The organism is Nonomuraea sp. NPDC049480, from assembly GCF_044465905.1.
Lineage (GTDB): Bacteria > Actinomycetota > Actinomycetes > Streptosporangiales > Streptosporangiaceae > Nonomuraea.
Genome location: NZ_JBITMD010000005.1, coordinates 67,576 through 88,029 on the forward strand (window position 1 = coordinate 67,576; position 20,454 = coordinate 88,029).

General features: G+C 69.4%; 20 protein-coding genes and 1 pseudogene. 17 read left to right on the top strand and 4 right to left on the bottom strand.

The annotated features are described in order from the left end of the window. Positions 1 to 19 precede the first annotated feature (19 nt). From gap to hypF, 4 genes are all read left to right on the top strand, one after another. A complete protein-coding gene (gene gap, locus ACIBX3_RS16270; RefSeq protein WP_397117527.1) occupies positions 20 to 1,003 on the top strand; it encodes a type I glyceraldehyde-3-phosphate dehydrogenase in 984 nt (327 codons plus the stop codon). A gap of 371 nt (positions 1,004 to 1,374) precedes the next feature. After that, a complete protein-coding gene (locus ACIBX3_RS16275) occupies positions 1,375 to 2,217 on the top strand; it encodes a universal stress protein (protein WP_397117529.1) in 843 nt (280 codons plus the stop codon). An 87-nt stretch (positions 2,218 to 2,304) separates the two neighbouring features. Continuing rightward, positions 2,305 to 2,961, top strand: coding sequence for a CBS domain-containing protein (locus ACIBX3_RS16280; RefSeq protein ID WP_397117531.1), 657 nt, complete (start codon positions 2,305 to 2,307; stop codon positions 2,959 to 2,961). A 9-nt stretch (positions 2,962 to 2,970) separates the two neighbouring features. Further along, positions 2,971 to 5,223 carry a carbamoyltransferase HypF gene (gene hypF, locus ACIBX3_RS16285; RefSeq protein ID WP_397117533.1) on the top strand — a complete coding sequence of 751 codons (2,253 nt, stop codon included), beginning with the start codon at positions 2,971 to 2,973 and terminating at the stop codon, positions 5,221 to 5,223. A gap of 15 nt (positions 5,224 to 5,238) precedes the next feature. On the opposite strand, the gene ACIBX3_RS16290 is transcribed toward hypF, so the two are convergent. Beyond that, positions 5,239 to 5,880 (bottom strand): response regulator, encoded by a 642-nt coding sequence (locus ACIBX3_RS16290; protein WP_397117535.1) that lies wholly within the window; start codon positions 5,878 to 5,880, stop codon positions 5,239 to 5,241. A 274-nt stretch (positions 5,881 to 6,154) separates the two neighbouring features. On the opposite strand from ACIBX3_RS16290, the gene ACIBX3_RS16295 reads away from it, so the two are divergent. From ACIBX3_RS16295 to ACIBX3_RS16320, 6 genes are all read left to right on the top strand, one after another. Further along, complete coding sequence (locus ACIBX3_RS16295) at positions 6,155 to 6,964, top strand: universal stress protein (RefSeq protein WP_397117537.1); 810 nt, start codon at positions 6,155 to 6,157, stop codon at positions 6,962 to 6,964. Further along, entirely contained in the window at positions 6,961 to 7,881 is a 921-nt protein-coding gene (locus ACIBX3_RS16300) for an RNA polymerase sigma factor RpoD/SigA (RefSeq protein ID WP_397117539.1), read from the top strand. The genes ACIBX3_RS16295 and ACIBX3_RS16300 overlap by 4 nt, the downstream gene beginning before the upstream one ends. A gap of 17 nt (positions 7,882 to 7,898) precedes the next feature. Further along, complete coding sequence (locus ACIBX3_RS16305) at positions 7,899 to 8,366, top strand: nitroreductase family deazaflavin-dependent oxidoreductase (RefSeq protein ID WP_397117540.1); 468 nt, start codon at positions 7,899 to 7,901, stop codon at positions 8,364 to 8,366. A 77-nt stretch (positions 8,367 to 8,443) separates the two neighbouring features. Then, entirely contained in the window at positions 8,444 to 9,346 is a 903-nt protein-coding gene (locus ACIBX3_RS16310) for an ABC transporter ATP-binding protein (protein WP_397117542.1), read from the top strand. Continuing rightward, entirely contained in the window at positions 9,343 to 10,923 is a 1,581-nt protein-coding gene (locus ACIBX3_RS16315; RefSeq protein ID WP_397117543.1) for an ABC transporter permease, read from the top strand. The genes ACIBX3_RS16310 and ACIBX3_RS16315 overlap by 4 nt, the downstream gene beginning before the upstream one ends. 172 nt (positions 10,924 to 11,095) lie before the next feature. After that, positions 11,096 to 11,482 carry a pyridoxamine 5'-phosphate oxidase family protein gene (locus tag ACIBX3_RS16320; protein ID WP_397117545.1) on the top strand — a complete coding sequence of 129 codons (387 nt, stop codon included), beginning with the start codon at positions 11,096 to 11,098 and terminating at the stop codon, positions 11,480 to 11,482. Positions 11,483 to 11,495: 13 nt separating this feature from the next. On the opposite strand, the gene ACIBX3_RS16325 is transcribed toward ACIBX3_RS16320, so the two are convergent. The 3 genes and pseudogenes from ACIBX3_RS16325 to ACIBX3_RS16335 form a co-directional block, all read right to left on the bottom strand. Then, on the bottom strand, positions 11,496 to 11,735 hold the full coding sequence (locus ACIBX3_RS16325) for a BON domain-containing protein (protein ID WP_397118374.1): 240 nt from the start codon (positions 11,733 to 11,735) through the stop codon (positions 11,496 to 11,498). Beyond that, positions 11,645 to 12,091: a CBS domain-containing protein gene (locus tag ACIBX3_RS16330; protein ID WP_397118376.1), complete on the bottom strand. Its 447-nt coding sequence runs from the start codon at positions 12,089 to 12,091 to the stop codon at positions 11,645 to 11,647. Before ACIBX3_RS16330 ends, ACIBX3_RS16325 begins: the two co-directional genes overlap by 91 nt. Next, positions 12,054 to 12,368, bottom strand: a pseudogene (locus tag ACIBX3_RS16335) (CBS domain-containing protein); the annotation flags it as partial. The gene ACIBX3_RS16330 and the pseudogene ACIBX3_RS16335, both read right to left, overlap by 38 nt. Here ACIBX3_RS16335 and ACIBX3_RS16340 point away from each other — a divergent pair. The 7 genes from ACIBX3_RS16340 (at position 12,367) to ACIBX3_RS16370 (ending at position 20,143) form a co-directional block, all read left to right on the top strand. Then, positions 12,367 to 14,067, top strand: a complete 1,701-nt coding sequence (locus tag ACIBX3_RS16340) for a GAF domain-containing protein (protein ID WP_397117547.1) — start codon at positions 12,367 to 12,369, stop codon at positions 14,065 to 14,067. The pseudogene ACIBX3_RS16335 and the gene ACIBX3_RS16340 overlap by 2 nt on opposite strands. A gap of 71 nt (positions 14,068 to 14,138) precedes the next feature. Beyond that, a complete protein-coding gene (locus tag ACIBX3_RS16345) occupies positions 14,139 to 14,321 on the top strand; it encodes a hypothetical protein (protein ID WP_397117549.1) in 183 nt (60 codons plus the stop codon). 22 nt (positions 14,322 to 14,343) lie between these two features. After that, the gene (locus ACIBX3_RS16350) at positions 14,344 to 15,633 is read left to right on the top strand and encodes a wax ester/triacylglycerol synthase domain-containing protein (RefSeq protein ID WP_397117551.1); all 1,290 of its coding nucleotides are present in this window, start codon (positions 14,344 to 14,346) and stop codon (positions 15,631 to 15,633) included. 79 nt (positions 15,634 to 15,712) lie between these two features. Beyond that, complete coding sequence (locus ACIBX3_RS16355; protein ID WP_397117553.1) at positions 15,713 to 17,095, top strand: amino acid permease; 1,383 nt, start codon at positions 15,713 to 15,715, stop codon at positions 17,093 to 17,095. Further along, positions 17,092 to 18,267 carry an arginine deiminase gene (locus ACIBX3_RS16360; RefSeq protein ID WP_397118378.1) on the top strand — a complete coding sequence of 392 codons (1,176 nt, stop codon included), beginning with the start codon at positions 17,092 to 17,094 and terminating at the stop codon, positions 18,265 to 18,267. The genes ACIBX3_RS16355 and ACIBX3_RS16360 overlap by 4 nt, the downstream gene beginning before the upstream one ends. Next, positions 18,264 to 19,193, top strand: coding sequence for an ornithine carbamoyltransferase (argF, locus tag ACIBX3_RS16365; RefSeq protein ID WP_397117555.1), 930 nt, complete (start codon positions 18,264 to 18,266; stop codon positions 19,191 to 19,193). The genes ACIBX3_RS16360 and argF overlap by 4 nt, the downstream gene beginning before the upstream one ends. Beyond that, positions 19,190 to 20,143 (top strand): carbamate kinase, encoded by a 954-nt coding sequence (locus ACIBX3_RS16370; RefSeq protein ID WP_397117557.1) that lies wholly within the window; start codon positions 19,190 to 19,192, stop codon positions 20,141 to 20,143. Before argF ends, ACIBX3_RS16370 begins: the two co-directional genes overlap by 4 nt. Positions 20,144 to 20,454 lie beyond the last annotated feature (311 nt).

Consider the following 20,454-nt stretch of genomic DNA (forward strand, 5'->3'; position numbering starts at 1 on the left):
AGCGCCGGACGATGCAGGCATGAGAATCGGAATCAACGGGTTCGGCAGGATCGGCCGGGCCGTCCTGCGCCGCGCGCTGCGCACCGACCTGGACATCGTCGCCATCAATGACATCACCGACCCGGCCACGCTGGCCCACCTGCTCAAGCACGACTCCACCTACGGCCGGCTCGATCTGCCGGTCGCCGCCTCGGCCACCGCCTTGGAAGTGAACGGCCGCACGATCGCGGTCAGCAGGCACGCCGACCCGGCGGAGATCGACTGGCGCGCCCACGGTGTCGAGCTGGTCATCGACGCCACCGGTCGCTTCCGGACCAGGGACGCGCTGGCGAGCCATCTCAAGGCCGGTGCGCGCAGGGTTCTGCTCTCAGCCCCGGGGAAGGGCTTGGACGCCACGATCGTGCCGGGCGTCAACGACGCCGCCTACGACCCGGACCGGGACGAGATCGTCTCCCTGGCGTCGTGCACCACGAACTGCGTTGCGCCCATGGTCAAGGTGCTGCACGAGCGCTTCGGCCTGGTCCGCGGCTTCATGACCACGATCCACGCCTACACCGGTGACCAGATGCTGCTGGATGCCCCGCACAAGGACCCGCGCCGCGCTCGGTCGGCGGCGGTCAACATCGTGCCGACGACCACCGGGGCCGCCCGCATGGTCGGCCAGGTGCTGCCCGAGCTGAACGGCCGGCTGGACGGCGTCGCCATCCGGGTGCCGGTCGAGGACGGCTCGATCACCGACCTGTCCGCCCAGCTCAGCCGCCCGGTCACCGCCCAGGAGGTCAACGACGCCTTCGCCGCGGCCGCTGAAGGTGAATTGCACGGCGTCCTCCGCTACAGCACCGACCCGCTCGTCTCCCGCGACATCATCGGAGACGCCGCCTCATGCGTGTTCGACTCGGCGCTGACCCAGGCGAGCGGGGACTTGGTGAAGGTGTTCGGCTGGTACGACAACGAGTGGGGCTACGCCAACCGGCTTGTCGAGATGGCCCAGCGGATGGCGTGACCAGGGACGTGGCTCCAGAAGGACCACATCCGAGCATCGGTATTTCGGCCTCCGAGGGCGGGCGGAGACAGCCGGCCGTTCCTCAGAGGCCGTGGATACGGCGGCCGGTGATCTGGTGCGGGACGACGCCTTCCCGCCCGGTGCGCAGGTCCTGGTCCATGGGCCCGCCGTAGGCGGTGCGGTGGTAGCGGATGCGACGTCCGAGTCACCGGTGCCGGTCATGAGCATGCGCTCCCTCGGCATGATGCCGAAGCCAGCCACCGGCTCATGCGGGAGAAAGGTCCTTCGGCCCTTGGCGGACTGACCTCCGGCCCTGCAACCGAAAGGCACCAGCGAGGTCTGATGAATGCGCGAACGAAGGAGGACGCATCATGATCATCGTAGGAGTGGACGGCTCCGTGCCCTCACGAGCCGCCGTGGAGTGGGCGGCCAACGACGCCTTCCGCATGCGAATGCCGCTGCGGATCGTGCACGCGGTGGACCGCGACTGGTACCAGGTCGGTAAATATCCGATTCCGATGGTGCCGGATGCGCTGCTGCGCGAGGGCCGAAGGATTCTGCGCGAAGCCGAGGCGCTCGTCCACGAACGTCAGCCCACGGTCGAGGTCACCACGCAGGACGTCGAGGGTACACCCGGCATGGTCCTGCGCGAGCAGGCCAAAGACGCCGCCGAGCTGGTGGTCGGCAGCCGCGGGCTGGGCGGGTTCGCCAGCGCGTTGCTGGGTTCGGTCAGCATGCACGTGGCCGGGCACGTACACGCCCCGGTCGTGGTGGTACGCGGCGAGCTGCGGCCAGCGCACGGGGAGGTTGTGGCCGGGGTCGACGATTCGCCCGAGTGCGAGCCAGCGCTGGCCTACGCCTTCGAGCAGGCGAAGCTGCGCGGCGCCACGCTGCGGGTGGTGCACGCCTGGCAGCTGCCGGTACACGCCTTCGCCCCGGAGGCCGCCTACGACATGGACGAGGTCCGCAGGGCGCAGCACCAGGTCGTCCGCGACCGGGTGGAGGCCGCCCGGAAGGACTACCCGCAGGTGACGGTCATCGAGGACACCGTCTCCGCGCACCCGGTGGATGCCCTGGTCGAGGCGTCCGGGCGGGTGGACCTGCTGGTGGTGGGCTCGCACGGGCGTGGCGCCGTGGGCTCGATGCTGCTCGGCTCGGTCAGCCACGGCGTTCTGCACCATGCCCGCTGCCCGGTAGCGGTGGTTCGCGCATAGGACCTATGGCCTCGCATTCGGGACGTTCGCCGGTGCGCGGCGAGGCCAACGAAGAGGAGCGTAGGAGCGGAAGTGAGGAGGCGTGTCATGTCGATCGAAGTCAAGGACGTCATGGGCCGGGTGGCCATCGCCGTGCTGGAGGACGCGTCGTTCGCCGACATCGTGGCCGCGATGAAGCGGTACGCGGTGGGCGCGGTCACCGTCGTGGACGCCGACCGTCGGCCGGTGGGCGTGGTGTCAGAGGACGATCTGTTGCTCAAAGAGATCGATCCGGTACGGCACAGCGTGTCGATGTTCGAGTCCCGTCGCCGGCGGCACGAACACGACAAGGCCGCGGCGGTGACGGCGGGTCAGCTGATGACCTCTCCCGCCATCACGGTCACGCCGGGCACCTGCGTGCGGGATGCGGCCCGGCTGATGCACGACAAGCGCATCAAACAACTGCCCGTGATCGACCCGGTGACCGGCCGGATCATCGGCACGCTGCACCAGCGTGACGTGCTGCGGGTGTTCACCCGTCCGACCGCGGAGCTGGAAGCGGACGTCCGAGCGGTGCTTCGGGACCCCGAGGCGTTCTCCATCGAGATCGACCAGGGTGTGGTGAAGGTCAGCGGCCGCGTGCAGTGGAGATCCCAGGCCATTGCGGTGGCGGAGGCGGTACGCGCCGTCGAGGGCGTCGTCGACGTGATCTGTGAGGTGGCCTCCGACAAGGACGATCTTCTCATCGTTCCCCCACTGCTGTAGGAGCCGAAGATGGATACGGCATGGCGGATCGAGATACACGGGACCGTCCAGGGCGTTGGCTTTCGGCCGTTCGTCCACCGGCTGGCGACCGGGATGGGGATCCGCGGGCACGTCAGGAACGCCGGCGGGCACGTCGTGATCTCCGCGAGCGGGCCGCCGGCCCGGCTGGAGGAATTCGTCTCCGGATTGCGGGCTCTGCCGCCCCAGGCAGCGCATGTCCGTGACGTTGTCGTCACTCCCGGGATCTTCGATCAGGAGGCCGTCGGGTTCGAGATCACGGAAAGCAAGGCCGTGGCCGCCGCCCGCGAGATCCCGCCGGATATGGCCACCTGCGCCGACTGCTTGCGCGAGCTGTTCGACCCGGCCAACCGGCGCTATCGCTACCCGTTCATCAACTGCACGGCGTGCGGGCCCCGCGCAACAATCATCGAGGACCTGCCCTACGACCGGGCCCTTACCTCCATGCGCGACTTCGAGATGTGCGCCGCCTGCGCCGCCGAATACCGAAACCCCGACGACCGGCGCTTCCACGCCGAGCCGATCGCCTGCGCATCCTGCGGCCCTCGGCTGCGATTCTCCAGTCTGACGGGGGAAGCGGCCCTGAGGGCGGCGGTGGACCTCATCGCCGGTGGCGGCGTGATCGCGATCAAAGGGCTGGGTGGGTTCCAGCTCGTCTGCGACGCGATCAACGACGAGCCCGTCTCCCGGCTGCGGCAGATCAAGGCGCGCGACGCCAAGCCACTGGCCGTCATGGTGCGCGACACGATCACCGCCGGCGCGCTGGCCAACCTGTCGGAGGCCGATCGCCGCCTGCTCCAGGATCCGTCCGCGCCCATCGTCCTGGCCCCGCGACGGCATGGGGTGCTCTCGCCGGGCGTGTGCCATGGGATGCCGGACGTCGGGCTGTTCCTGCCGTACACGCCACTGCACCATCTGCTCCTGGACGCGCTACGCCGTCCTTTGGTGGTGACCAGCGCCAATCAGGCCGACAGCCCCATGCTGATCGACGACGTCTCCGAGCTGGACGTGGACGGCGTGCTCACCCACGATCGGCCCATCGTGGCCCGCTACGACGACTCGGTGATCCGCTCGTTCGGGTCGCACGCCACGACGGTCCGCCGCGCCCGCGGGCTGGCTCCGGCCATGCTGAGCCTCCCTGTCGCCGGCCCGCCATTGGTTGCCGTGGGCGCCCAGCTCAAGAGCACGTTCACGCTGGCCGACGGCCACGAGGCGGTGCTCGGGCCGCACATCGGTGATCTGTCCGACGCCCAGACGCTGGAGGCGTACGAGCAGGCGCTCGACCACCTACGCCACATCCACGGCATCGAGCCCGTACACGCAGTGCACGATCTGAATCCCGGCTACCTGTCGACCCGGCTGGCGCGCCGCTGGCCCAACCGTGTGGCCGTGCAGCACCACCACGCGCATGTCGCCGCGGTGGCGGCCGAACACCGGCTGGAGCCGCCGTTCCTGGGCGTGGCCTATGACGGGCTCGGCCTCGGCGACGACGGCACGTTCTGGGGCGGTGAGCTGCTGCTGGCCGGATACACGGGTTACCAGCGGCTGGGCCGCTTCTCCCATGCTCCGATGCCTGGCGGCGACGCGGCCGTACGCCGACCTGCCCGCATGGCGCTCGGTTACCTGCTCGGCGGCGAGACCACCACGGGCCCCATCCCCAGTGGTCTCGTCGCCGGCCTGCCCGATGCGGACGTCATCGGACGGATGATCGCGCGACGCGTGAACTGTCCGGTCGCCTCCAGCGCGGGCCGCCTGTTCGACGCCGCCGCGGCGCTGCTGGGGCTGTGCGAGGTGAACGGGTTCGCGGGCCAGGCGGCGATGCGCTTGGAGCAGGCCGCCACCGCCTACGCCGGCGCCGATCCGCTGGCATGGCGGCTGGAGCGGCTGGGCGGGCTGTGGGTGTACGACGGCCTGGCCACACTGCGCGACCTGCTGGAGGCCAAGGAGGGCGGCGATCCGATCGGCCGCATCGCCGCCGCCTTCCACGCCACCATCGCGGCCGTGACCGTGCTGATGTGCGAACGAGCCGCAGCCGAGCACGACGTCACCCAGGTGTGTTTGTCGGGCGGCGTGTTCGAGAACCGGCTGCTGGCCACGGACGTGCTCGTCCGGCTGTCCACGGCCGGCTTCGAGCCGTACATCGGCGAGCGGGTCCCGGTCAACGACGGCGGCATCAGCTACGGACAGGCGGCGGTTGCGGCGGCGAGGCTGTCATCTGCCCAGGCACGTCGGAAGGGATGGTGAGCGAGATGGACCCCGTCATTCTGGCCTGTCGGCTCGCAGGCGGGCGGACAGGGCGGCGGCCTGGGTGCGGCGCTGCATGTTGAGCTTGGACAGCAGGTTGGAGACGTAGTTCTTGACCGTCTTCTCGGCCAGAAAGAGCCGTTCGCCGATCTGGCGGTTGGTCAGGCCTTCGCCGATCAGGTCGAGGATGTGGCGTTCCTGCTCCGACAGCGCGGCGAGAGGGTCCTTGCGGGCGGCCTGGTCGCGCAGGCGCTGCAGCATGGCCGCGGTGGTCTGAGGGTCGAGCAGGGATTGGCCCGAGGCGACCGTGCGCACCGCGCCGACCAGGTCCGAGCCGTGGATCTGCTTGAGCACGTAGCCGGCAGCACCTGCCATGACCGCGTCGAACAGGGCGTCGTCGTCGGCGAACGAGGTCAGCATCAGACACGCCAGCCCGGGCACCCGGGACCGCACCTCCCGGCACACGTCGACCCCGTTGCCATCCGGTAGCCGCACGTCGAGCACCGCAACGTCGGGCTTGAGCGCGGGGATGCGGGCGATGGCCGACTCGGCTGTACCCGCCTCGCCGATCACCTCGATGTCGTCCTCGGAGTCAAGCAGGGCGGCGACCCCGCGCCGTACGACCTCATGATCATCGAGGAGGAATACACGAATCATGCCTCCGACACTAGTCACACGATCCACGATCCCAAAGAGGCCAAAGTCCCAATCCGTGCGCGCCCGAGGTACGTGACCGTGGAATCCCTGGCCGTTGACCGCGTCGGGAGACCCGGTCCGCCCGTTGAGCGTGCCGTCCCTTGAGGCGCCTTGGGGGAGGCGCCGCGGCATCGAGCTCGAACTGGGGTCGAAAGTCCCGTCCCGTGGAGGTCTTTCGGCGCTTGGGAGCGATGCCCTTTCCAACGTGTGCTGGTGGGGACACAGGGAGGAAACCATGATTCTCGTCGGAGTGGATGGCTCGCGGGCCGGGCTGGATGCCGTCGGGTGGGCCGCACGGGAGGCCGCCTTGAGGGATGTGCCGCTGAAGGTGGCGCATGCCATGCCGCGGTGGGCGTACGAGACCGAGACCGGCCGCTATGCAGAAGTGGCGGGATGGATGCGCGAGGGCGGCGGGAGCGTCCTGGCGGCGGCCGAGGAACGGGCACGCAGGGAGCAACCGAAGATCACTGTGGAGACGGCGTTCCTGCCCGATGATCCGCGGGCCGCACTGATCGCCGCGGCGGTGGACGCTGAGCTGCTGGTGGTCGGCAGCCACGGGATCGGGGGCTTCCGCGGGATGCTCGTCGGATCGGTCGCCCACGGTGTGGCCGGGCACGCGCCCTGTGACGTCGTGGTGGTGCGCGAGCTGCCCTCGCTGCCGCGCGGAGAGATCGTCGCCGGGATCGACGGCTCGCCGGCATCGGCCCGGGTGTTGGAGTTCGCCTTCGCGGAGGCGCGGCTGCGGGAAGCGCGGCTGCGTGCCGTCCACGCCAGGACCTATGCTCAGCCGGGCCCTGCCGCCCTTGATGAGGTGCTCCAGGTGACAAGGCAGTTCGCCGAACGGTACCCGGACGTCGCCCTCGTCGACGAGATGGTGCACGGCCATCCCGTCGAGGTGCTCCGCCAGGCCGCTACCGGTGCCGACCTTCTGGTGGCGGGTTCGCACGGGCACGGCACGTTCGCCGGGATGGTCCTGGGCTCGGTCAGCCAGGAACTGCTCCACCAGTCCCCCTGCCCGCTGGCCGTGGTCAGGAGCGTCCGGTGAGCATCCACGCCGACGCGGAGCCGGCTCCGCACGATCAGCTGAGCGACTATCTGGCACGGATCGGTAGAACTCCCTTGCTGACCGCCGAGCAGGAGGTGGAGCTCGCCAAACGGATCGAGGCGGGAGCCTACGCCGCCCGCTTGATCGCGCAAGGCGGTGGGGAGCCCGAGCTGGAAGCGGTGGCCGCCGACGGGCGGGCCGCCAGGAAGCACATGATCGAGGCGAACCTGCGCCTGGTCGTGTCGATCGCCAGGCGATACGCGCATCGCGGCCTTTCGCTCGCCGACGTGATCCAGGACGGCAACCTGGGGTTGATCGAGGCCGTGGAGCGCTTCGACCACACCCGGGGCAACCGGTTCTCCACGGTCGCCACCTGGTGGATCCGCAAGGCCATCCAGCGAGGGCTGGAGTACGCGCACACGATCCGGCTGCCGATCGGCGTGCAGGACGAGCTCGCCAAGGTCGTGCGGGCGGAGATCGTGGCCACGCACCGGCTCGGACGCCTCCCGACGGAGCATGAGCTGGCCGAGGAGGCAGGACTGGAGCAGGCCAAACTCGCCGCCCTGCGCCGGCTGCCGCAGGGATGCGCCAGCCTCGACGTGATCGTAGGAGAGGGGCGGCACCAGACGACGCTGGGCGAGTTGGTAGAGGACGTGGCGGCCTTGCCGGCCGAGCACCTCGTCGAACACGAGGCACTGAAGGACCTGCTCGCCTCGCTCATCGACGGGCTGGCGCCGCGCCAGGCGTTGATCATGCGGTTGCGGTTCGGGCTGGACGGGCACGCCGAGCACACGCCGCGCCAGGTCGCTGAGAAGCTCGGCTTGACCCCGCATTGGGTGCGCCAACTGGAGAAGGAATCGCTGGCCCACATGCGCGGGCGCGGAAGCCGTCGAGGGCTGCGCGCTTGGGCGAGCTGACCCGAGAAGGTGAACTCGTGAAACGGTCAGGACGCTGGCACCACTGGCTCTATCGTGGCGGGCGGCCGAACCGCGTGGCCCGGGCCATGAACCGGGCCTGGCGCGTGCTGCACTCGTCCGGGCTGGTGAAGTGCCTGGTGACTCTGGAGGTGGCCGGGTGGCGTACCGGCCGGATCATCTCCTTCCCGCTGGTGGCCGCCGACTACCGAGGAGAGCGCTACCTGGTGGCGATGCTGGGGTCCAACGCCAACTGGGTGCTCAACGTGCGTGCGGCTGGAGGCCGGGCGGTGCTGCGCCATGGCCGTCGCCGGCCCGTCCGGCTGGAAGAGGTCGAGCCCGCGCTACGTGCTTCCATCCTGCGCCGCTATCTGGACCTGGCGCCGGGCGCGCGCCCGCATGTGCCCGTGGACCGGCACGCACCGCTGGAGGAGTACGAGCGGATCGTGGCTCGGGTCCCCGTCTTCCGCATTACCCCCTCCTCATAGGGCCCAAGGTCGTGCCTTTCGGCCCTGCCGCGTCCGGCGGTCGCGGGAGACGCTCAAGGCCGACGGAAGGAGTCGACATGTCAGCGGTGATCGTGGAAGGGCTAGGCAAGCACTACGGGGCGGTGAAGGCGGTCGACGAGGTGAGTTTCACCGTGGCGCAGGGAGAGGTGTTCGCACTGCTCGGCCCCAACGGCGCGGGCAAGACCACCACGGTGGAGATCCTGGAAGGGCACCGCAGCCGGAACGCCGGTCGCGTGTCGGTTCTCGGCTTCGATCCGGCCACCGGCGGCCGGGCCTATCGTGAGCGCATCGGCATAGTGCTGCAGGAGGCCGGGTTCGAGGAGGAGTTCTCCGTCGCGGAGCTGGTCCGCCTGTACGCCGGCTTCTACCCGCGCCCCCGCGACCCGGACGAGGTCATCGAACAGACAGGCCTCAAGGACAAGCGCGACGCCCGCGTACGGACGCTGTCCGGAGGGCAGAGGCGCCGCCTGGACCTGGCGCTCGGCCTGGTCGGCGGGCCGGAGCTGCTCTTCCTGGACGAGCCCACCACCGGCTTCGACCCTTCGGCCCGGCACCACGCCTGGGAGCTGATCGACGGGCTGCGCTCGTCCGGCACCACGATCCTGCTCACCACGCACTACATGGACGAGGCGCAGCAGCTGGCGGACCGGGTGGCGGTGCTGCGCGAAGGCCGCCTGGTGGCCATCGGCGCGCCGGATACCCTCATCGCGGCCGAGGGTGCCAGCGTGCTGTCCTTCCGGCTCCCGGAGGGAACGGTCCCCGCGGATCTGCCCATCCTGACGGGCCGCGTCGAGGCGCACGGTCCAGTCGTGTCGGTCCAGACCGCCCAACCCGCCCGTGACATGCACGTCCTGACCGGCTGGGCGCTGGAGCGCGGCACCGAGCTGACCTCACTGACGCTGGCCCGGCCATCGCTGGAAGACGTCTATCTCGACCTGGTGAACGAGGCGACATCATGATCAGCCGACTGGTCTGGCACGAGACCCGATCCTTCTTCCGCACCCCGGTCGCCGCCATCTTCACCGTCGCGATCCCGCTGCTGATGACGGTGATCGTGGGTGCCGCGGTGGGCAACCAGATCGTCGAGCCGCGCACGGGCGTGCGGGTGATGCAGTTCGTCATCCCGGTCATGGCCGTGTTCGGCGTGGCACAGGGCTGTTTCGGCGCGCTGGCCATTCACCTGGCCGACCTGCGCGACCGCGGTTGGCTGAAGCGGCTGCGCGGCACCCCGGTGCCCGCCTGGGCTGTCCTGACCGGGCTGGTCGGGGCGTCACTGGTGATGGCGGCGGCGACCGTCGCCGTGCTGCTGGCGGCGGGCCTGTTCTTCTACGATCTGCAGATGGTGTGGCACACGCTGCCCGCGTTGCTGCTCACCCTGCTGACCGGTGCCGCCTGCTTCACCGCGCTCGGCTTCGCCGTGGTCGCGCTGGTACGAAGCGGTGCCGCGGTGCAGTTGCTCGGCACGGGGCTGCTGCTGGCGCTGGCGTTCATCTCCGACATCATGCTCGTGGGCGCCCGGCTGCCGGCCTGGCTGGACATCGTCGGATGGACCTTCCCGTTGCGGCACTTCGCCAATGCCGTCCGCGACGCCATGAATCCGCTGCTCGGCGGCTCCGGATTTGCCGGCGATCACCTGGCGGTGCTGGCCGCCTGGGGGATCGGCGGCGCGGCCGTGGCCGTGTGGCGCTTCCGCTGGGAACGACCCCCGGCCCGGACGACGACGGGTCGGGCGGCACGCAGCCGGTTCGTGCGACGGCAGGGCCGCCCGGCGTCGTGGCGCCTGCTGGCCGGCCAGGCCGTGCACGCGGCGATCCGGCTACGCCGCGACCCGTCCACGGCGTTCTTCACGGTGATCCTGCCGGTGCTGCTCCTCGTGCTGGTCTCACTGGTCTTCGGCGAGGCTCGGGTCTCGGGGGTGCGACTGCCGGTGTTCATGCTCGCCGCGATGATCACGTACACGGTGGGAGTGGCCTCCTACGTCAACATCGCCGAAACCATTGCGGGCGACCGCGAGAGCGGCGTGCTCAAGCGGCTGACCGGCACCCCGCTCCCGCGCTGGGCCTATCGCGCGGGCAGTCTCACTACGGCGCTCCTGGTCACCCTGGTGACCGCTGCCGTGCTGGCACTGGTGGCGGCGCTGGGCTATGGCGTCACCGTCGAGCCTGCCATGATTCCCGGGATGCTCGCCGCGATCGTCCTCGGGGGCGCGTGCTTCGCGGTTCTCGGCGCTCTCGTGGTGACGTTCGTGAGCAAGCAGCAGACCGCGAACGCGATCACTCTGGGCACCTTCCTGCCGCTGGCCTTCGTCTCCGACGTGTTCGTCATCGGCGGGGAACTGCCGGTTGCGCTGCGCGCGATCGGTGACGTCTTCCCGCTCAAGCACGTCTCCCACACCCTGCTCGCCGTACTGGACCCGGCGGGCCGGCCGTGGCCCTGGATGGACCTCGCCGTGGTCGCGGCCTGGACGCTGGCCGGTGCCGCGGTCCTCGCCCTCAAGGAAACCGGCATACGCGCCGCCAGTCGAACCGTGGCATGACGCGTCACCGCCGGACCCATCCGACCACGGCAGCCCTCGGAGAAGAAAACGACAAGAAGGGACGTTGGACCCTACTCCCGGCGCCGTCCGTGCATCAGGCTGTTGCGGTGAATTCCAGTACAACAGGCGGTCTGGTGGCATGAACGGCCGTAATCTCAAGGAACTATCCGCGGTGGACTCACTTCGGAGGCTGGCCAGTGTGCCGCTCGGACGTGTCGTGTTCACGCGGCACGCACTTCCGGCCGTACGGCCGGTTAATCACATCGTCGCCGACGGGCAGATCGTCATCCGTTCCAGCGCGGGAACCATCCTGAGTACGGAATTGGCGGCGTTCGAGGCCGTGGTGGCCTTCGAAGCGGACGAGCTGGACGTCAAGGAACGCCTCGGCTGGAGCGTGGTCGTCACCGGCGTCGCCCAGCTCGTGAAGGACCCTGAGGAGACGGCTCGATTCAAGTCCATGATCCAGCCGTGGGTGATGGGGGAGATGGAACAGGTGATCCGCATCCGTCCGGAGATCATCACCGGCTACGAACTGGTCCCTGCCGTCGTTCCCGGATGAGGCGGCCCTGAAGTCAGAGACGGTCCCACGTGAACGGCAGCTCCAGGATGTCGTCCTTTCGCCAGTCAAGAGCCCTCTGGACGCCGACAATCCCGTCGAGACGCTCGGCCGTGTGGACGGCGGCTGCCGCCTCGCTGCGTCGGTCCGTGCATCCGGACAGCGTCACGATGCCGTCGTGGACCTCGACGATGATCCCGTCCCGATCGTTCCATCTGGCATGCGGCGGGATTCCTTCCACGACGCGGCGCCTGATCTCGTCGTCATCGCGTGTAGATACATCCGAAGCAGGTCCCGACGGCTGACGACTCCCTCCAGACGGCCGTCCGCATCGACGACGATCAGCCGTTTGACGCCGCTCTCGTCCATGATCTGGATGGCCCTGACGGTCGAGGCGGACGCCGAGATCGTCACCGCAGGAGTGGTCATCAAGTCGGCGGCGGTATGCCCGGCCGCCTTCCTCGCGCCTTCCCCATCGTGCCCCGGTGATACGTCGGCGCAGCCAGACCCGCAGCGGCGGCTGGTAACTTTCGCCGCAGTACTGCTCGCGGAACTCCTCCTTGCGCACCAAATCTCCCTCGGAGACGACGCCGACGACCCGATCGCCGGCATCCAGCACCGGCACGGCGCTGATTCCGTTCGTCACGAGTACCTGGGCAACGTCCTTGAACGGAGTGTCCGCCTTGACTGAGGTCACTCGCGTCGTCATGACCTCTCTCACCGTGATCCGCATGATTCTTCTCCTATCGGTTCCCTTCCATGGCATCGCCTTCCAAGGCGGATTCGCAGGGACGGAAGACCCTGGAGACCTTGACTTTTGACGGGCGGAAAGTCCCGGGAAGCCTGGAGGGTAGGCGGCGTTCTGCCGCAGTGCGAAACTGATCGACATGGAAAGCGAGCACCGTCCGTTGATGCCGCAGATGCGGCTCGATGAACTGCTGACCGAACTGCAGGTCCGGCTCAACGCCGTGCTGGCCACCCGGGACCGGGTGCACGCGCTGCTCGAAGCCGTCGTGTCCGTAGGCAGCGACCTCGACCTGGAAACAGTGCTGCGGCGCATCGTGGAGACCGCGACCAAGCTGGTCGACGCCAGCTACGGCGCGCTCGGCGTGGTGGGGCAAGAGAACACCCTCCTTCAGTTCATCCCGGTCGGGCTGAGCGAGGAGGAGATCGCCCGCATCGAACACTGGCCCCACGGCCTCGGCCTGCTCGGATTGCTGATCAAGGACGCCCGGCCGCTGCGGTTGGGCCGCATCTCGGATCACCCGGAGTCGTACGGCTTTCCGCCCGGCCACCCGCCGATGGGCACCTTCCTTGGTGTCCCGGTGCGGGTGCGCGACGAGGTGTTCGGCAATCTCTACCTGACCGAGAAACGCGGCGGTGGGGAGTTCGACGAAGAGGACGAGGCGATCGTGATCGCGCTGGCCACCGCGGCCGGCGTCGCCGTCGAGAACGCCCGCCTGTACGAGGAGTCGCGGCGGCGCGAGACCTGGCTGCAAGCCTCCTCGGAGGTCACCACGAGCCTGCTGTCCGGCGCTGAGCCGGGTCAGGTGCTCACCGTGGTGGCCGCCCGCGCCCGCCAGATGAGCGACGCCGACCTGGTCCAGGTGCTGCTGCCGAACCCGGCGGGGGACTCGCTGCGTGTGGAGGTTGCCGAAGGAGAGGGCGCCGAGGAAGTGCTGGGAACCGCTTTCGAGGTGTCGGCCACGCTCGCGGGTGACGTGTTCACCCAGGGGGAGCCGATGTCCGACGCGGACATGCAGAGCGCTCCCTACCCGGACTCGCCACTGCGGCGGCTGGGTTACGGCCCCGGGCTCATGGTTCCGCTGGGCACCCCGCCGAACCTGCGAGGGGTGCTCGCGCTGGCCAAGCGGAGTGGGCGGCTGCCGTTCAGCGGGGCGGACCAGCAGATGCTCCACGCATTCGCCGACCAGGCCGCGATCGCGCTGGAGCTGGCCGACGCGCGCCGGGACGCCGAACGGCTCGGCCTGCTGGAGGACCGGGATCGGATCGCCAAGGACCTGCACGATGTGGTGATCCAACGATTGTTCGCGACCGCGATGACCTTGATGAGCACAGTCCGGCTGGTGGACCATCCAGAGGCGGCCAAACGGCTGCAGCACGGTATCGACGAGCTGGATGGGACGATCCGGCAGATCCGCTCGTCCATCTTCGCCCTGCAGGCTTCCCACGACCATGCCACGCCGAGCCTGCGGGCGCAGATCGTGGACCTGGTGGAGGGCGCCGGCAGCCATCTGGGGTTCATGCCGGGCTTGCGGATGGAGGGGCAGATCGACACGCTGGTGCCCGAATCCGTCGCCGAGCATCTGCTGGCCGTCCTGCGTGAGGCCCTGTCCAACGTGGTCCGCCACTCCCACGCCACCCGCGCCGACGTCTCCGTCGAGGTGGCGAGCGACGGCCTCACCCTCACGGTTTCGGACAACGGCGTCGGCCTCGGAGAGACCGGACGCCGTAGCGGCCTGCGCAACATCGAGGAACGGGCCGGCCGCCTGGGCGGCGCCGCGGAGCTGGAGAGCCCTGGCCCGGATGGGGGAGGTGCGCGGCTACGCTGGCACGTCCCTCTGTGAGGTCCGGCGACCCACGGGAAGGGGACCAAGGTCCCTAGGGCACGGGGACGGACCGGGACATCATCGGCACCATGACGACGATGAAGCACGTCGACGCCTACTGGCGTGCCGCGAACTACCTGTCCATTGGGCAGATCTACCTGCTGGGCAACCCCCTGACGCCCAGGTCCAGGCCCGCGCGCACACCCGCGAGCACGGAGAGGACGTCCCCGAGATCAGCGGCGGGACCTTGCCATGACGGCGAACGGCTGTGAGGCGAGGACGGCTTCGCTCGATATGGATCGGGCCAGTGCGGGTGACCTGTTCAACCTCGCGGTCGATCTCGGCCCCGTTCCCATGCAGGTCGGTGCCTGTCTGATCCTGGATGCGGGGCCGGACTTCGGCCTGACGCGCGCGCGGCAGTTGATCGCCGAGCGGGTCGGCGCGGTGCCGCGGCTGCGTCAGCGGCTGGTGCTCACCCCACCCGGCTGCGGCCGGCCGCTCTGGATCGACGACCCGGCCTTCGACCTCGACCGCCATCTGCACGTCACGACATGCCCGCCACCCGGCGACGACACCGCGCTGCTCGACCTCGCCGCCGCGGTGATCGGCCGGCCAGTGCCGGCGTCCCGGCCCTTGTGGTCCATGACCCTGGTGACGGGCCTGGCGGATGGTCGGATCGGCATGATCGCCTGCTTCCACCACGTGCTCGCCGACGGGATCGGCGGCCTGGCCGTGCTCGGCTGCCTCACCGACGGGATGCCCGCGCGGACCGTACGCGCGTTTCTCGTTCCCGCGCCCTCTCTTCGCCGGGTGGCTGCCGACGCGTGGAGTGCCCGGCTGCACGCTCTGGCCCGTCTCCCTCACGCCTGGCGTGCCGTCAAGCGCGCCGCCGCCGAAATCGGTGCTCCGCAGCGGTCGGCGATCTGTTCGCTGAACGCACCCGCTGGTGCGAACCAGCGGCTGGTTACCGTCACGGCGAAGCTCGACGACGTCCGCCGGTTCGCCCACGTCCATGGCGGCACCGTCAACGACGCCGTGCTCGCCGCGATCATCGGTGCTGTGCGCACCCTGCTGGCTCGCCGCGGGGAGAGCGTACCTGAACTGGTGGTCTCCGTCCCTGTGTCGGCACGGACCTCTGCCACCGCCGCCCGGCTCGGCAACCAGGTGGGTGTCATGCCCGTCCGCCTGTCCACCGGAGGCGGTCTCGCGCAGCGGCTCGAACGCACTGCGATGATCACCCGGGCCCGGAGATCCACGACTCCTGGAGCCTCGGCCCAGTTGCTCTCGGGCATCGGCCGAATCCTTGCCCGCATCCACCTCATGGGCTGGCTGCTCAACCACCAGCACCTGATTCATACCGTCGTGACCAACTTGCGTGGGCCCGAGGAGTCGCTGTTCTTCAACGGCGCCCGCGTGCGAACGATCATTCCGATCTCACTCGCCAGAGGGAACGTGACCATCGCCTTCAGCGTGCTCTCCTACACACGCATCCTGACCATCACGATCGTCGCTGACGCGGAGCGCGTTCCCGACCTGCCCCACCTCACCCGCGCGCTGCACGACGAACTCACCGCGATGAGCTGACAGGCGAGCCGGCTGATAGGGACGAAAGTCCTGGCGCATCGATGCCTTAAGCCTCAGTACCCGAACCACAGTGATTGATGTGCTGGTGGTGATCGTACGAGAGGGGATCACCATGTCCGTCACCCCGTTACCACGGCGCCGCAAGCTGGGGCCGTGGATGGCGACCGCTCTGGTCGTCGGCAACATGATCGGCTCGGGAGTGTTCCTCCTGCCCGCATCGCTGGCCGCCTTCGGCAGCGCGAGCCTGCTGGCGTGGGCGCTCACCGCGACCGGCGCGCTGCTGCTGGCACTGGTCTTCGCCCGGCTCGGCCGCGCTTACCCCAAGACCGGCGGCCCGTACGCCTACGCCCGGCGCGCTTTCGGTGACTTCATCGGCTTCCAGACCGCATGGGGTTATTGGATCGCGGTGTGGGTGGGCAACGCCGCCATCGCGGTGGCGTTCGTCAGCTACCTCGGCTACTTCTGGCCCGCGCTCACCGACACCGCCCTGCTCGCCGCGACCGTGGCGCTGGCGGCGATCTGGCTGCTGACCGCCGTCAACGTTCGAGGCGTACGCCTGGGCGGCTGGATCCAGGTTGTCACCACGATCGCCAAACTCCTCCCCTTGGTCGGGCTGGCCGTGGCCGCGCCGTTCTTCATCGACGCCGCCGACTTCACCCCCTTCAATCCGAGCGGCCAGGGCACGTTCGGGGCCGTCACGGCCGCCGCCGCGCTGACGCTGTGGGCGTTCATCGGCATCGAGTCGGCCACCGTGCCCGCCGAGGACGTCGACGACCCGGAGCGGACCATCCCGCGCGCCACCGTGATCGGCACGATCGTCACCGCGGCCGTCTACATCCTGGGCACCGTCGCAGTGTTCGCCGCCGTGCCTCGTGCGCTGCTGACGGAGTCCACGGCGCCGTTCGCGGACGCGGCCGAGACGATGTTCGGCGGCTGGGCGGGCACCGCGGTCGCGATCGGCGCGATCGTCAGCGCGTTCGGCGCGCTCAACGGCTGGATCCTGCTGCAGGGCCAGGTGCCGATGGCCGCCGCCCGCGACGGACTGTTCCCGCAAGTGTTCGCCAAGACTTCGCGCTGGGGCACGCCGGCCGTGGGGCTGGTCGTCTCCAGTGTTCTGGTCACCGGGCTGATGTTGTTGAACTACAACGCCGGCCTGGTCGAGCAGTTCAACTTCGTGATCCTGCTGGCCACGCTCACCACCTTGATCCCGTACGCGTACGCGGCGGCGGCGCAGCTCATGCTGGCTATCACCGACCGGGAGCGGTTCTCCGGCAAGCGGCTGACGGTTGACGGCGCGATCGCCGTCGTGGCGTTCGCCTATGCGCTGTGGACCATCGCCGGATCGGGCTACGAGGTGGTCTACAAGGGCACGCTGCTGATGCTTGCCGGCATTCCGGTCTACGTGTGGTTGAAGTACCGCGACCGCGACGACACCGTCAGCATCGACAGGAAGGCGGCATAAGCGTGTTTCACGTCGACAGTGAGGTGGGCACGCTGCGGCAGGTCATCCTGCACCGCCCCGGGCTGGAGCTGAAGCGGCTCACACCGAGCAACTGCGACGAGCTGCTCTTCGACGACGTGCTCTGGGTCAAGCGCGCCCGCCAGGAACACGACGCCTTCGCCGACACCCTGCGCGAACGCGGCGTGACCGTCCACCTGTTCGACCAGCTGCTGGCTGAGACACTCAAGCTGGACGAGGCCCGCGCGTGGGTGCTGGACCGGGTGGTCACGGAACCCGCCTTCGGCCCCACGCTCGCCCCGCCACTCCGGCAGGCGCTGGAGTCAATGCCGGTAGACGTCCTCACCCGCCATCTCATCGGCGGGCTGACGAAGCGCGAGCTCGGCCTGGCAACGGACAGCCTGCGTCTGGCCGGGCTGGGCGACGACGACTTCATCCTGCCGCCACTGCCCAACCACCTGTTCACCCGCGACGCCTCGGCATGGATCTACGGCGGGGTGTCCCTGCATCCGATGGCCAAACCGGCCCGCCGTCGCGAGACCACGCACGTGGCGGCCGTGTATGCCTTCCACCCGATGTTCGCCGGGCGGGCGCCGGTGTGGTTCCCGGCGGAGGCCGAGCAGCCGGCCAGCATCGAGGGCGGTGACATCCACGTCGTCGGCGACGGCGCGGTGCTGGTGGGGATGAGCGAGCGCACCACGCCGCAGGCGATCGAGCTGCTGGCCCGTCGCCTGTTCGAGGCAGGGGCCGCCGAGCGCGTCGTCGTCGCCGCCCTGCCGAAGAAGCGGGCTTTCATGCACCTGGACACCGTCATGACCATGGTCGACCGGGGCGTCCTCGTGGCCTACCCGGAACTGCCACCGCTGCGCTCGTTCACCCTCACCCCCGGCCTGCGCGTGCGCGAGAACGACGACCTGTTCACGGCTCTCGGCGCGTCCCGCGTGCTGCGTGCGGAGCAGGACGTGTGGGCGGCCGAGCGCGAGCAGTGGGACGACGGCACCAACGTGCTCGCCATCGCCCCCGGCGTGGTCATCGCCTACGAACGCAACGTCACCACCAACACCATGCTCCGCAAGCACGGCATGGAGGTCATCACCATCGCCGGCGCCGAACTGGGCCGGGGTCGCGGCGGCCCGCGCTGCATGAGCTGCCCCATCGAAAGGAACCCTCTGTGAAAGACCTGCTGCGCATCGCCGACCTGACCCCGGACGATCTCGCCCACCTGCTCGACCGCGCCGACCACTTCCAACGGCATCCAGCCGACGCGAAGGAGCTGCTGCGCGGCCGGACCGTCCTGCTCTATTTCGCCAAGCCGTCCACCCGCACCCGGATCTCCGCCGAGACCGCAGTGGTCCGCCTCGGCGGGACACCGCTCACCGTCGGCCCCGCCGAGCTGCAGCTCGGCCGTGGTGAGACCATCGCCGACACCGCCCACGTCGTCAGCTCGTACACGGCGGCCGTGGTCATCCGCACCTTCGACGACGAGGAGGTGAGAAGCTTCGCCCGTGCGGCCCACGTACCGGTGATCAACGCGCTCACCGACGGCCATCACCCGCTGCAGGCGCTCGCCGATCTCATGACGCTGCGCGAGGTCGTCGGCGACCTGCGGGGACGGAAGATCGCCTATGTCGGCGCGGCGACCAACGTCACCCACAGCCTCATGGAGGCCGCCGCCCTGGCCGGGCTGTCCATCGCCGTCGCCACACCGGCCGCGTACACGTCCGACCCGGCCGTCGAAGCGGTGGCCAGGAAGCTATCCACCGGAGGGGAACTGCTGCTCACAGACGATCCGCACGAAGCGGTCAAGGGGGCAGACGCGGTCTACAGCGACGTGTGGCTGTCCATGGGCGACCGGCCCGAGGAGAAGACCACTCGCGTGGCCGCACTGACCCCGTACCGGGTCACCACCGGCTTGATGGCCGCCGCCAAGCCAGGCGCTATCTTCCTGCACTGCCTGCCCGCCCACCGCGGCGAGGAGGTCACCGCCGAGGTGATCGACGGCCCCGGGTCTCAGGTGTTCCGCCAGGCCGCCAACCGGCTCCCCACCGCCCAGGCCGTGCTCGAGGCACTGCTCAACCGCGACCTGGCAGGCGCGCTGTGAGAATCGTCATCGCGATCGGTGGGAACGCGCTGCTGCACCGCGGTGAGCGGGCCGACGCCGCGACGCAGCTGCGCAACGTCGCCTCCGCCGCCGAGCAGATCGCCTGGGTCGCCGAGCGTCACCAGGTGCTCATCGTGCACGGAAACGGTCCCCAGGTGGGGATGCTGGCCGAGGAGAGCGAGCGCGACCCCACGCTGGAACGCGGCTACCCGCTGGACACGCTGGTGGCCGAGACTCAGGGCATGATCGGTTACTGGCTGGCGCAGAGCATCGGCCGCCGCCTGCCGGACACACCGGTCGGCGCGCTGGTCACCCAGGTCGTCGTGTCCGCCGCCGATCCTGCCTTCGACCGCCCGGACAAACCCATCGGGCCTTATTACCTGACGGAGGAGGCCGAGCGGCTGTCCGATGAGCGTGGCTGGGAGTTCACCAAGGAAGAGCACGGCATGCGGCGTGTCGTCCCCTCGCCGCGCCCGATCCGGGTCATCGAGCTGCCTATCATCAGCCGGCTGCTGGACGCCGGCTGCGTGGTGATCGCCGGCGGGGGAGGCGGAGCACCGGTCGCGGCCGACCGGACCGGGGTGGAGGGGGTCGTGGACAAGGACCTGGTCGCCGCGCTGCTCGCCGAGCAGGTCCGGGCCGACCTGCTGGTCATCCTGACCGACGTGCCCTACGTGTACGCCCACTACGGCACCCCGCGCGAGCGCCCCCTCGTGCTGGCCTCCCCGGAGGAGTTGGAGGCCATGTCCTTCGCGGCGGGTTCCATGCGGCCGAAGATCGAGGCAGTCTGCGCGTTCACCCGGGCCACCGGACGACCGGCGATCATCGGGGGTCTGAACGAGCTCGCGGCCGTGATTACCGGCGCGAGTGGCACCCGCATCCGACCGGCGCCCGTCCATTTTCGTGTAATAGGACCGAATTCCCATGAAAACGTGATGGACGCCCCTTAGAGGATCAGTCTGTCAGGAAGTCGGTGAAGGGAGAACGATCGGGCGGAGGTGACGATGAAGAACGAATTCGGCCTGGTTGTGGGCTTTGAAGTTCGCCGTCGGCGAGAGAGGCCCTGCAATGGGGCGCTGCCGAAGCCGCCGTCAGAAGGCTGCCGCTGATCGTAGGGGCGCGGGACAGTGCCGAGAGACGGTGAAGTACCGGGCGTTCATCCTCTCGCGCCGCTGAATTGTGCCGCCCTTCCTCCCCACGCATAGACGGGACGAAGGTCCTGATGCTGAGGGCCGTACGGCACTGCTCCTCAAAGGCCGCA

What these genes read in the sequence shown, in the direction of transcription:
- gap (WP_397117527.1), top strand. Translation starts at nt 20, where the DNA reads ATGAGAATCGGAATCAACGGGTTCGGCAGGATCGGCCGGGCCGTCCTG.
- ACIBX3_RS16275 (WP_397117529.1), top strand. Translation starts at nt 1,375, where the DNA reads ATGATCATCGTAGGAGTGGACGGCTCCGTGCCCTCACGAGCCGCCGTG.
- ACIBX3_RS16280 (WP_397117531.1), top strand. Translation starts at nt 2,305, where the DNA reads ATGTCGATCGAAGTCAAGGACGTCATGGGCCGGGTGGCCATCGCCGTG.
- hypF (WP_397117533.1), top strand. Translation starts at nt 2,971, where the DNA reads ATGGATACGGCATGGCGGATCGAGATACACGGGACCGTCCAGGGCGTT.
- ACIBX3_RS16290 (WP_397117535.1), bottom strand. Translation starts at nt 5,880, where the DNA reads ATGATTCGTGTATTCCTCCTCGATGATCATGAGGTCGTACGGCGCGGG.
- ACIBX3_RS16295 (WP_397117537.1), top strand. Translation starts at nt 6,155, where the DNA reads ATGATTCTCGTCGGAGTGGATGGCTCGCGGGCCGGGCTGGATGCCGTC.
- ACIBX3_RS16310 (WP_397117542.1), top strand. Translation starts at nt 8,444, where the DNA reads ATGTCAGCGGTGATCGTGGAAGGGCTAGGCAAGCACTACGGGGCGGTG.
- ACIBX3_RS16315 (WP_397117543.1), top strand. Translation starts at nt 9,343, where the DNA reads ATGATCAGCCGACTGGTCTGGCACGAGACCCGATCCTTCTTCCGCACC.
- ACIBX3_RS16330 (WP_397118376.1), bottom strand. Translation starts at nt 12,091, where the DNA reads ATGCCGGCGATCGGGTCGTCGGCGTCGTCTCCGAGGGAGATTTGGTGC.
- ACIBX3_RS16340 (WP_397117547.1), top strand. Translation starts at nt 12,367, where the DNA reads ATGGAAAGCGAGCACCGTCCGTTGATGCCGCAGATGCGGCTCGATGAA.
- ACIBX3_RS16345 (WP_397117549.1), top strand. Translation starts at nt 14,139, where the DNA reads ATGACGACGATGAAGCACGTCGACGCCTACTGGCGTGCCGCGAACTAC.
- ACIBX3_RS16350 (WP_397117551.1), top strand. Translation starts at nt 14,344, where the DNA reads ATGGATCGGGCCAGTGCGGGTGACCTGTTCAACCTCGCGGTCGATCTC.